At 35.5% G+C, this 11853-nt stretch carries 10 protein-coding genes; 7 read left to right on the top strand and 3 right to left on the bottom strand.

Features of this window, described 5'->3' with window-relative positions:
- Positions 1-83 precede the first annotated feature (83 nt).
- Entirely contained in the window at positions 84-1538 is a 1455-nt protein-coding gene (gene dnaA / locus ACM6F9_RS15140; RefSeq protein WP_105701539.1) for a chromosomal replication initiator protein DnaA, read from the bottom strand.
- A gap of 135 nt (positions 1539-1673) precedes the next feature.
- Here dnaA and ACM6F9_RS15135 point away from each other — a divergent pair, with 135 nt between their 5' ends.
- The 5 genes from ACM6F9_RS15135 to ACM6F9_RS15115 all read left to right on the top strand — a co-directional run bounded on the left by ACM6F9_RS15135 (position 1674) and on the right by ACM6F9_RS15115 (position 7167).
- Positions 1674-2090 carry an acyl-CoA thioesterase gene (locus ACM6F9_RS15135; RefSeq protein WP_414846801.1) on the top strand — a complete coding sequence of 139 codons (417 nt, stop codon included), beginning with the start codon at positions 1674-1676 and terminating at the stop codon, positions 2088-2090.
- A gap of 261 nt (positions 2091-2351) precedes the next feature.
- The gene (gene pheA, locus ACM6F9_RS15130) at positions 2352-3200 is read left to right on the top strand and encodes a prephenate dehydratase (RefSeq protein ID WP_414846474.1); all 849 of its coding nucleotides are present in this window, start codon (positions 2352-2354) and stop codon (positions 3198-3200) included.
- 364 nt (positions 3201-3564) lie between these two features.
- Entirely contained in the window at positions 3565-4275 is a 711-nt protein-coding gene (locus ACM6F9_RS15125) for a hypothetical protein (RefSeq protein WP_414846473.1), read from the top strand.
- A 112-nt stretch (positions 4276-4387) separates the two neighbouring features.
- Positions 4388-6613: a DUF2339 domain-containing protein gene (locus tag ACM6F9_RS15120; RefSeq protein WP_414846472.1), complete on the top strand. Its 2226-nt coding sequence runs from the start codon at positions 4388-4390 to the stop codon at positions 6611-6613.
- Between the two features lie 116 nt (positions 6614-6729).
- Positions 6730-7167, top strand: coding sequence for a hypothetical protein (locus ACM6F9_RS15115; protein ID WP_414846471.1), 438 nt, complete (start codon positions 6730-6732; stop codon positions 7165-7167).
- A gap of 49 nt (positions 7168-7216) precedes the next feature.
- Here the strand turns inward: ACM6F9_RS15115 and ACM6F9_RS15110 are convergent, their stop codons facing one another.
- Positions 7217-8494 (bottom strand): replication-associated recombination protein A, encoded by a 1278-nt coding sequence (locus ACM6F9_RS15110; RefSeq protein WP_414846470.1) that lies wholly within the window; start codon positions 8492-8494, stop codon positions 7217-7219.
- A 101-nt stretch (positions 8495-8595) separates the two neighbouring features.
- Between ACM6F9_RS15110 and yidD the strand changes: the two genes are divergently transcribed.
- Positions 8596-8847, top strand: a complete 252-nt coding sequence (gene yidD / locus ACM6F9_RS15105; protein WP_047423501.1) for a membrane protein insertion efficiency factor YidD — start codon at positions 8596-8598, stop codon at positions 8845-8847.
- 449 nt (positions 8848-9296) lie between these two features.
- Positions 9297-10163 carry a prolipoprotein diacylglyceryl transferase gene (gene lgt, locus ACM6F9_RS15100; protein ID WP_414846800.1) on the top strand — a complete coding sequence of 289 codons (867 nt, stop codon included), beginning with the start codon at positions 9297-9299 and terminating at the stop codon, positions 10161-10163.
- Positions 10164-10250: 87 nt separating this feature from the next.
- Here lgt and ACM6F9_RS15095 read toward each other — a convergent pair whose 3' ends face one another.
- Positions 10251-11768 carry an NAD(P)H-hydrate dehydratase gene (locus tag ACM6F9_RS15095; RefSeq protein WP_414846469.1) on the bottom strand — a complete coding sequence of 506 codons (1518 nt, stop codon included), beginning with the start codon at positions 11766-11768 and terminating at the stop codon, positions 10251-10253.
- Positions 11769-11853: the final 85 nt, after the last annotated feature.

The raw sequence follows: 11853 nt of genomic DNA, 5'->3' as shown, positions 1-11853 counted from the left end.
AGAGTCTTTTGCCATGACAAAACTAAATAAAAAATGAAGAATAAAACTATCCTTCATTTTAATTTATTTTCAGTTCAAACTGTTTATTGTTTGATTCTTTCTGTAAGATCTTTTACGTACTTTTTGATTTCTTTATCAATTTTCGATACGTCTTTAATAGTATCACAAGCATACATTACTGTAGAGTGATCTTTTCCTCCCATCTCCTCACCGATTTTACTAAATGTAGAATTGGTTAATTCTTTGGAGAAATACATAGCAAGCTGTCTTGGTAATGCAATCTCTCTTTTTCTTGTTTTTGACAGTAACTGCTCTTTTTTGATTCCAAAATAATCACAAACAACTTCCTGAATATAAGGAATGTTAATGACTTTCTTCTGGTTAGCAGCAATTCTGTTGATGGTTTCCTTCAATAATTCAAGACTCAAGTCTCTCTTATATACTGTAGAGTAAGCGATCACCGAATTGATCACTCCGATAAGTTCTCTTACATTGGTTTTTGTTTCAACAGCAAGGAAATCAAGCATATCTCCCGGAAGAATGATACCATCTCTACTTAGTTTATCTTCGATGATCTGTCTTCTTGTGGATAGATCCGGAGATTTTATTTCCGCAGAAAGCCCCCATTTGAAACGGGAAACAATTCTGTCCTGAATATCCATAATATCTGCAGGCGCTTTATCGGAAGTAAGGATGATCTGTTTTCCGTTCTGATGCAGGTGATCAAAAATATGGAAGAAACTATCCTGTGTAGCAGATTTTCCTGACAAGAACTGAATATCATCAATAATCAGAACATCTACCATTTGATAAAAATTAGCAAATTCAGTCTGCTTATGAGCTTTAGCAGCAGAGATAAACTGCTGGATAAACTTTTCCGAAGACAAATAAAGAACTACTTTATCAGGAAACTGATTTTTTACTTCAAGACCTACAGCCTGTCCTAAGTGGGTTTTTCCAACTCCATAACCTCCATATAAAAATAACGGGTTGAAAGCTGTTGCACCAGGTCTTTTTGCAATGGATCTGGCTACAGTGGCTGCAAATTTATTGCTTTCCCCCTCTACATAACTATCAAATGAATAGTCAGGCTTCAGGTTAGAATCTATATTTACTTTTCTAATTCCAGGAACTACAAACGGGTTTACAATATTAGCAGAAAAGCCTTGTGGCATTGTTTCCTGTGTTTTTGGAGTAGGAACGCTTTGTCCCTTGATATTCATGGTAACTGGTTTTTCTTCACCTTTTGGTCTGTTTTCCATCACAGAATACCATAATTTCACTCCTTTTCCAATATTTTTCTTCAGGGCAGCAGAAAGTAAGGACAGGTAATTGTCCTCTATATATTCCTTGTAAAAATCACTCGGTACGATCAACGTAAGGTTGTTAGCTACTAATGAAAGTGGCTGAACCTTGTCGAATAACATATCGAAAGATTTTTCAAGTTTTTTCAGGTCAGAATTGTCTTCAGCTGCGTTCAGGTTATCACGCATAAACTGAAGGCATTTCTGCCATATCATCATTAAATTGTCATCCATTTTTATGCCCCGATTATTCTTTGTTTGTACTGTGTTTAGAAGGAAGACAAAGGTCCAATTTTTTCTTTTCAAAAAAAAATATTGCAGGTATTGATTATTTAAAAATATATTTGTATGTATAATTTAAGACCTAAAATGATACACACAACACACTCAATACGAGTACGTTACGCAGAAACAGACCCGATGAAATATGTATACTATGGTAATTACGCAACGTACTTCGAAGTAGCGAGAGTTGAGCTCTTCAGAACCATAGGAATTTCATACGATGAAATTGAAAACCAAGGAATTTGGCTCCCTGTTTCAGACTACAAAATTAAATATATCCGTCCGGCTTTGTATGACCAAAAATTAGAAATTCATACTTATGTAAAAAAAATTCCGGGTGTAAGAATTGAATTTGAATATGAAATTTACAATGAAGAGCATATTAAAATAACAGAAGCTTCTACTACTCTCTTCTTTTTGGATGCGAAAACCAACAAAGTTATCAAGTGTCCGGAATTCCTCATGGAAATGATTGAGAAGAACTGGGTTGAAAGGGAGTAGTTAGTAGGTGGCAGGGATTAGGGATTTGTGAGGTGTTCAACAAAATACAGGTAGAGGCTATTAAAGTCAATAGTGAATTTTGCTTCGCAAGTGTAGAGTGAATTCTTTAATACAGTTAAAATACCTATCTCTACTTAACCCATAACAAAATAAACCAGCAACTCGCAACCCATAACAAAACAAAATCGCAACACATACTCTATTTATGAATTAATTCGCACCTTTGTACCTTTATTTTAATCATCCCTTATATATTATATTATGAAGATTGCATTTTTGGGACCTCATGCCAGTTTCACCCAGCTTGCCACCGCACAGCTTTTTCCTAATGACGAGCTATTACCACAAGCCAGTATTCTGGATTGTTTTAATGTTGTTGAAAATGGAGAGGCAGTAAAAGCGGTCGTACCTTTGGAAAACTCTATCGAAGGAACCGTTTCTATGACGTTGGATTATTTATATAAAACCCCGTCTATTAAAATTGAAGCAGAAGCAGTAATGCCTATTGCCCATCACCTGATGATTCACCCGGAAAACTCCATTGAGAATATTGAAAGAATATATTCACATCCGCAGGCACTAGCACAGAGCTTTCACTTTCTGGATACTCATTATAAAGAGATCCCTAAACAAGACTTCTCCTCTACAGCCGCGGCGGCAAAATTTGTTTCAGAAAATCCAGCCACTACTATTGCAGCAGTAGCCAATCAATTTGCAGCTAATTTATACGGATTAAAGATCATCAACCGTGATATTCAGGATTTTGAACAGAATCACACCCGATTTATCATCATCTCCAAACAACAGAACAAGTACCAAAATGACAAACTGGAAACTTTAGGGGAAAAATCAGGAATGCTGATTACGCTGCCAGAAGATCATCCCGGTGGGCTACACCAGGTTTTATCTGTTTTCGCATGGAGAAAGATGAACCTTAGCAAAATTGAATCCAGAACATTAAAAACCGGACTGGGAAATTATTTCTTCTTCATCAATGTAGAAGGACCCTGGGAAGATATCCTGCACGGAAACGCCCTTAAAGAGCTCGAATCTATTGAAGCTAATATTGATTTTCTTGGAAATTATAAAGAATTCCTCCTGGAAAGCTAATCGAAGTCACCAAAAAATGATAAAAAAACACTGCCATCAGGCGGTGTTTTTTCTTTTATATCCATTAAAAACACAAAAAAATCACAAAATTTTAAGAGAAGCTATTCAAGGGATAACAACTTCATTTCACATCACAATAACCCACCACCTAGGGAGAATTACTTTTTATTAAAACCCTTATAAACAGGATATTAATTAAAAAAGAAATATAATAACTCGTAATTAAATTATGAAGATAAATCAATGTAAATACAAACATATGTTTAAATATATTACATCATATTAATATTAAAAATACAAATATCACAACGGTGGGTATAATTTTTATTGTATATTTGCTAAGCAACTAATTAAAATCTTGATCATGAAAACTAAACTTTACAGCTTAATGTTAGCGTGTGCCACTCTACCATTATTTTCACAAGTCGGTATCAATACGGCTACTCCAACCGCAACGCTGGATGTTAACGGAACATTGAAAGTTAGAGACGTACCAGCAGCCACAGCACTACCAGGATATCAGGTTTTAGCAGTTAACCAGGGAACCACTCAGGTCTTTTCTATGGATCCGGCAATATTAATAGCTGCCTCCGGAACCAATACCACAGTGTATAATGCAAGAAAAACTACAGGTATCAATATCCTGAATTTAGGAGTTTTACCTTCAGATTTCCAGCCTGTCAACTTTTTACAAGCTGACAGAACAATAGGAAGTGCAGCTTTATTTACAAATGCTGACGGTTCTTATAATATTCCATCTACTGGTGTGTATGCTGTTGGCTTTGCATTCAGATATGGAACAGGATTACAGGCTTCATTGCTATCAGGTGCTCCAGGTATCGGAATAGCCAGAACCAGATCTGCAGTAACAACTCTGATAGATACACGCCCATTCAGCGGTATCAACCTTGCATTAGCTATTAACATTACATTTTCCGACTCTAGTATCAACTCCTTATATTCTTTTCAGGCGGGTGATAAAATTTCATTCGGACTTGTTGATACAGGAAATATCAGTGTAGGCTTATTAGGTTCAAGTGTTGCTTCCTTCTATATCTACAAAGTATCAAACTAGTAAAAACATATTGTTAGTTATCTATACCGTTAACCCATCGCTTATACTGTGATGGGTTAATTTTTTTAAATAGCTTTTCAAACATTTCTTTATATTTGATAAAACGAATGAAATGAATGAATTTGTTGCTGTCATAATCCTTATCATAATCTTCATCATTTTCAATAATCTGAATACTAAAATCAGAAAACTTGAAAAGGAAATCTCGGATCTTAATTATAAAATAAATAAGACTCCAGCTCCGGCTGAAGCTATTCATAAAAAAACTTCCACAGAAGAGGCTATGATCCAGCAGCAAATACAACCTCATCAAGTTATTCATGAAGATATAAAACAAAAAGAAAGAACGGAAGAACTCCCTACGCCTGAACAAAAAGACTGGCTTACTCCTGTTTTCGATTTTTTAAAACAAAATGCCTTGACCATTGTTGGTATTTTCACCCTTGTTCTTGGAATAGGTTATTTTGTAAAATATGCTATTGATAAAAACTGGATCGGAGAAACAGCAAGAGCTGCTATTGGATTGTGTACCGGAGCAGGAATTATCATTACGGGACATTTCCTCCGAAAAAACTACACCACATTTGCTTCTATCATAACCGGTGGAGGCATTGCCGTTTTGTATTTCACAGCTACGATTGCTTTCCGGGAATATCATCTTTTCACACAGAATACTGCATTTTTCATTACTGCTTTGATTACCGCAGCTTCTATCCTCCTATCCTATTATTATAAGAGCGAGGTTTTGATTATTTTTTCATTAATAGGCGGTTTCGCTGCTCCATTGATGATCAGCACCGGACAAAGCAACTATCTTTTCCTTTTTATTTACCTCACTCTCTTAAATATAGGTATGCTGACAGCTTCTTTTCTTCAGCATTGGAAAAGCGTAGGATGGACAGCCTATCTTTTCACAACGGCCTATCTTTTTTACTGGACGAATGAGAGTACAGAATTACTAAGCATTACTTTTTACCTGATCAGCTATGTGATTTTCTACGTTTTTGCCCTGCATGATTATTTCAGGAAAAATGTACTCTCGACTTCTGATATTTTAATACTTGCTTTAGCTAATTTTTCGAGTGTCCTCGGACTGCTTTACATTTTTGATACCCTGAATTACGAGCCGCCAATCATCTTCCCTCTTATTTTTGCAGCCGTAAATTCCATTCTGCTATTTAGAGAATATGGTCAAAAAAGCTTCGGTATTCCTTATTCTGTATTTGCTGGACTGGTTACCAGCCTTATCACAACAGCTATAGCTATTCAATTCAAAACACATCTCATCACCAGTATTTGGGCCATAGAAACCACCCTGCTTCTTTTCATCTGGAAAAAAACAGGACATAACATTTTCAGGATTTTCTTTTATATTCTTTTTCCAATGGTCATGATTGCTCAGATTGTAACCTGGACAGAATATTTCGGAACCAATGACTTTACCATTGTTTTTAATCCACCTTTTATCACGAGTTCGTTTACCATAGCTTCTATTATTGCCAATTTATATTTATTAAGAAATACCAAGCAGGAATCAAAACCCAATAACTTCGTTGAAGATCTTATTACCGTTGTCAGCTATGGAGTTATTTATATTACTTTCCTTCTTGAGATTACATACCATATTTCAGACATGCCATGGGAAGCGATTACCAGCATAGGATTATTATTTACGATTTACTATATTTTCATCTTATTACTTTTCAGAAAAACATTAAATATCAGCAGTGATATCCAGACCGTTCTTATCTATCTGCTTTTTATTTTGGCAACCCTTAATTTATCGGTTTCCGTTTCTTCAATTGTTCCCGCTATTTTAACAAAGAGGTTACATTTAAGTTTTTATTTACTGCATTTGCTTCAGTGGATACCTTTTATATATGTATGTTTCAGGATCATTCCTACTTCGGAGTTTCATAAACGTCCGATTTCTTACTGGATCATGTCTTTGGCCGTTATTATTTGTATTAGTTATGAATTCCATCATTCTTATGTTTTAATGGTGTCTAATGATATTCCTCATTCTTATGAAACAAGTGAGCATTTCAATATTCTTTATCTTCCAATCCTATGGACTATCCTTGCCAGTGTTTTTATTTATATCGGTTTGAAGAAAGATATTCAGGAATACAACAAAATTGGTTTTGCACTGGTAGGACTTATGGTATTAAAACTTTATGGTTATGATGTATGGCAAATGGACAATATTTCAAGAATCAGCGCTTTCATTGCACTTGGAATCATATTATTATTAAGTTCTTTTGCTTTTCAACGTTTAAAAAACATTATAAGAAATATGGTTGATAAAAAAGATAAAACCGAAGAAACCACAGACTAACAATCAGGATAAAAGTTTTTATTTCTAAATAAAACGTAAAACAATTCAAGAATTCATTCACATTTTATAAAAAATAACTATATTTATCACGTTTTTAACAGTTACATATTCTGATTATGAAAAAATTACTCTATTCTTTTTTAATACTATCTTCTGCTACTTTATTTGGACAGCAAAAAAATCCTGCTGTGAAGTTTGCAGTTGCTGATAACGCTATTGGAACAGTAGAATTATTCAATGCAAAGAAAAACGTATTACAGGTTTCGAAAGTATACAATTCTCCGGCAAATCTTCCCCAGAGTTTAAAAAAATACAGCTCTGTTTTTACAAAAGGGGTAACTGAATATAAATTCAAAAACGGAGAAAATGTATTTGACAGAATGGCGCTATCCAATATGAATGCCCAATATAATCTTCCGGCAGATAACCCGGTATTTATTGAAGGATATGAATTTACGGACACGAGCACAATGATCTATCCTGAAATCACGAAAAGAGCAGAAACAAAAGATTACAACGGTAAGAAAACATTGTTTATCTACACTACCGAATAATTTGAATCATACAAAAAAGGATGCCGTTTTTCAGCATCCTTTTTTACTTCTAATATTTATTGTTCCATTTTTTCTTAAGCTCTTCGTAAATCTTCTTTTCCGTTGAATTATTACCGGGCTCATAGAGTTTTACATTCCTGATTTCTTCGGGAAGAAAATCCTGTTCCACAAAGTTTCCTTCATAAGAATGGGCATACTTATATTCTTTTCCGTAATCCAGATCTTTCATCAGTTTTGTAGGAGCGTTCCTCAAATGAAGCGGCACCGGAAGGTTTCCTGTTTGTTTCACCAAGGCCAATGCCTCATTAATGGCCATATAAGCAGAATTACTTTTAGGTGAAACCGCAAGATAGACTGCTGTTTCACTTAATATGATCCTCGCCTCAGGATTTCCAATGACATTGATCGCCTGAAAACAATTATTAGCGACCACCAAAGCGTTTGGATTTGCCAGCCCTACATCCTCAGCAGCCAGAATAAGCATCCTCCTTGCAATAAACTTAATATCTTCTCCTCCGGCAATCATTCTTGCCAGCCAATATACCGCTCCGTTCGGATCCCCACCACGCATGGATTTGATAAAAGCAGAAATGATATCGTAATGCTGCTCTCCATTTTTATCATAAAGAGCCATTGTCTCCTGAAGAACTTCCAACACATCGGAATTAATAATTTCCGTTGTATCTGAATTTTTATACTGATTCAAAACCAATTCTACAGAATTGATCAGTTTTCTGGCATCACCACCGGAATATTGGATGAAAGCTTCTTTCTCAAGAATTTTAAAATCGGTTCCTTCATCTTTATTATACCTTTCGGAAGCAATATCGATCAATTCCTCTAGCTTGTCATAACTTAAAGCTTTTAAAATATACACCTGACTTCTTGACAGCAGAGCCGAAACCACTTCAAAACTTGGATTTTCTGTAGTCGCTCCAATCAGGACAATCCAACCTTTCTCTACCGCATGAAGCAATGAATCCTGCTGAGACTTGTTGAACCGGTGAATCTCATCAATAAATAAAATAGGTGACTTTCCTGAAAACAAATTCTGTTTCTTAGCATCATCAATCACATCTCTCACATCTTTCACTCCTGAAGAAACTGCAGAAAGTTTATAGAACTTCCTTCCTGACTGCTCTGAAATAATTTCCGCCAAAGTAGTTTTCCCGGTTCCCGGAGGTCCCCAGAGAATCAGTGAATTCAGGGTATTATTTTCGATCATTTTTCGGATCGTTCCTTTGTCGCCGGTAAGATGTTCCTGCCCCAATACATCGCTCAGGGTTTTGGGTCTCAGTTTTTCGGCTAGTGGAATATTTTGATTCAAAGTAATTCTTTTTTTAAGATCAATGTTCCGGATTTTTGATCACCGAAACTTATAACAAATTTAAACTAATTTTCATTTTTTTACCCTATTTTTGCATTGTTTTGAAACTTACATTCAATAAAATCATTACATTTCCACTGGTAATTTTGATAAAATTCTACCAATGGTTTATCTCGCCTTTACTTCCCAAAAACTGCCGCTATGAACCTACCTGCTCTCACTATATGATTGAGTCACTTCGCGTTCATGGGATCTTTAAAGGTTTCTGGCTGGGATTTAAAAGAATTTTAAGATGCCACCCTTGGGGAGGAAGCGGTTATGATCCCGTTCCACCCAAACATAAATGTCAATAATCAAACTATTAAATCAATAGAAAATGAATACTATTTTTTTCAGAATTTATCTTGTGCTGTTTGCGTTCACCACGCAGCTTCTTTTTGCACAGGAATACCCTGGAGGTTTATCTGACGGAACTTTAGATGTCAACGGAAACAATATCCCAGTAAAAATCTATTCTACTACAGAAATGGGTGACCTGACAGCTTTTCCGGACAGAGAATCAAATAAGAGCTATTCTTTTGTTGTGATCCTTAACGGATCCAGCCTTGAACCAGCTTATTATAATTATGCAGCTTCGGCATTAGGAAGATTCAAGGATTCTAAGTATCAGTTTTTTGATAAAAATTTTAAGCTGATAGATGCTTCTGCTACCCCTGAGAATGTTACCACCTTCAAATATGCAGTAAAATCTGTAAAACCGATCACAGATTCAGATAAAGTAGAACTTAAAACATCCTTTAAAATATGGGATCCTTCAAAAGGAATTCATATCGGTTCATTTACGCTTCACTTTTATAGTCTGATGTTTGTATTTGCATTTGGCTTCGGATATATTTTAATGACCAGAATCTTTAAGATTGATAATATCAACCAGAGATATCTTGAACCTCTTTTCACATGGACATTGATCGGGACTATTTTGGGAGCAAGATTAGGACATGTTATTTTCTATCAGCCGGAATTATTCAAAGAGGATTTCTGGAGTGTATTTTTACCAATCAGCACAAAAAATGGTTTTAAATTCACAGGATTTTCAGGATTGGCAAGTCACGGAGCTACCATTGCTTTGATTTTCACTACGCTTTATTATTCATTTAAAATCATTAAGAAAAATCCTTTCTGGGTATATGACAGATTGGGGATTGTCGTAGCTTTAGGAGGTGCATTTGTAAGAATGGGGAACTTCTTCAACTCTGAAATCGTTGGTAAACCAGCTGATCCCAACTCTCCGTTTGCTCTTCTTTTCCCACAGCAAAGCAGTGAGTATGGTCTTACTGTACCTCGTTATCCCAGCCAGCTATTCGAAGCTGTAGGATATGTTTTGCTATTCATTTTATTATGGATTCTATATAGAAAAACGGATAAAAAATATCAACAAGGATGGTTATTCGGGTTGTTCTTTATTATTCTTTGGGCGATCAGATTCTTTGTTGAGTTCCTAAAAGAGCCACAGGGAGATGAGTTCATCCAGATAGGTGGTTTGAACACAGGTCAGGTTCTTTCTATTCCTTTTATGATTGCAGGAGTAATTATCATGATCGTTTCTAAAAAATTCAAGATCACTCAGGCAGAAAACGAAAAGCCTGAATATATTGAAAAAGCTAAGTAAACCACCGGAAATTGAAAAACCCCGGTTTTAAGATAAAAAAAGGCAAGTTTGTATTATGACAGACTTGCCTTTTTAAATTTATTTTTATTACAAACTTCCCTCTACTTTCCTGTTCAGTTCCTCAAAAACACTTCCGAATTCATCAATAACATCCGTAGGAAGCATAGATTCTTTTGAACATTTTCCAGAAGTAAAATCTGCAGCTCTTCCATGAAGCCATACGCCTAAAATACAAGTTTGTTCCTGAGAATATCCCTGTGCTAACAGTGAGGTAAGAATTCCGGTAAGAATATCTCCACTGCCTCCTTTTGCCAGTCCGGAATTCCCTGTTATATTATAAAATACCTTTCCTTGCGGAGTAATAACTTGGGTATGATGATCTTTGAGCACAATATAAATATCCAGTTCTTTTGCCTTATCCCTTGCCAATTCAAGCCTTTTAAAAGAATTTTCCGTACTTCCGAAAAGTCTTTCAAATTCTTTCGGATGAGGAGTAATAATGGATCCTTTAGGTATTAATTTCAGGTTCTTTGGATCTTTTGAAATAATATTCAAGGCATCAGCATCCAGAATTAATGGTTTTGTATAGTTTTTCAGAAAATTCAAAAAACTTTTCCCTGTTTCCGGATGAGTTCCCAGCCCGGGTCCAATGCCACAGGAAAAATCTTTTTCAATCTCAAAATTTGTAATAAACTCCTCTCCTCCTTTTATAAACATGGCTTCCGGACATGAAGTCTGCAAAATTTGATAACCGCATTCAGGTGCCAGAATAAACGTTAAACCCGCCCCGGTTTTTAAGGCTGATTTTGTTGCCAGCACTGCAGCTCCTATCTTTCCATAGCTTCCACCTATGATGGCTGCCTTACCAAAACTTCCTTTATGGGAAAATTCAGATCTAGGTTTAAAAATAGATTCCACCAGAGAATCATTTATTACAAAATATACTGTTTCAGTATTTTCTGAATAAGATTTACTTAAATCTATGTCCAAAACTTCTACTTTTCCGGTATATTTTCCGGTTTCAGGATGGAGAAATGTTCTTTTCCAAGACTGGAAAGTTAATGTGTAATCTGCCTTCAAAATAACAGAATCATGATCAAACATATTATCAGCAGACAATCCGGACGGAATATCAATGGAAATCTTACTATTCTTTTTAGCATTCAATTGTTCTACAAGCATTTTATAGTCTCCTTCCAGCGGCCTGGACAATCCAGTCCCAAAAAGAGCATCAATAATGATTGTTTTATCATCAAAATTGTACTGTTCAATTTGATCAAATTTCCTTACGGATATTCCTGACAAATCCCTAAGTCTTTTCAGATTTATCGAAGCATCTTCTGAAAATTTCCCTTTTGGATCTCCTACAAATACATCCACATCAAAACCTTTCAGATAAAGGATTCTTGCCACTGCCAAGCCATCTCCTCCATTATTTCCGCTTCCGCAAAATACAGCCAGTTTTTTATGATTTTTACAATGTTCTGAAATCCAGTGTGCCAATACTGCTGAGGCTCTTTCCATCAATTGAATGGAAGAAACCGGCTCGTGGGAAATTGTAAACTGATCCCAACTGCGGATCTGTTCTGCAGTAAAAATTTTCATAGGTAAATCAAACTTTTAAGCAAATTACAAAAGATTTTTCATTATGATGCCACGTCAACAACAAAAATAATGAGACCTCATTAAT

Source organism: Chryseobacterium sp. IT-36CA2 (assembly GCF_949767875.1).
In the GTDB taxonomy this organism is placed as follows: Bacteria; Bacteroidota; Bacteroidia; order Flavobacteriales; family Weeksellaceae; genus Chryseobacterium.
This window is presented reverse-complemented; position numbering and strand designations above follow the sequence as displayed.

Coding starts and splice junctions, on each gene's coding strand:
- dnaA (WP_105701539.1), bottom strand. CDS start 1,538: ATGGATGACAATTTAATGATGATATGGCAGAAATGCCTTCAGTTTATG.
- ACM6F9_RS15135 (WP_414846801.1), top strand. CDS start 1,674: ATGATACACACAACACACTCAATACGAGTACGTTACGCAGAAACAGAC.
- pheA (WP_414846474.1), top strand. CDS start 2,352: ATGAAGATTGCATTTTTGGGACCTCATGCCAGTTTCACCCAGCTTGCC.
- ACM6F9_RS15125 (WP_414846473.1), top strand. CDS start 3,565: ATGAAAACTAAACTTTACAGCTTAATGTTAGCGTGTGCCACTCTACCA.
- ACM6F9_RS15120 (WP_414846472.1), top strand. CDS start 4,388: ATGAATGAATTTGTTGCTGTCATAATCCTTATCATAATCTTCATCATT.
- ACM6F9_RS15115 (WP_414846471.1), top strand. CDS start 6,730: ATGAAAAAATTACTCTATTCTTTTTTAATACTATCTTCTGCTACTTTA.
- ACM6F9_RS15095 (WP_414846469.1), bottom strand. CDS start 11,768: ATGAAAATTTTTACTGCAGAACAGATCCGCAGTTGGGATCAGTTTACA.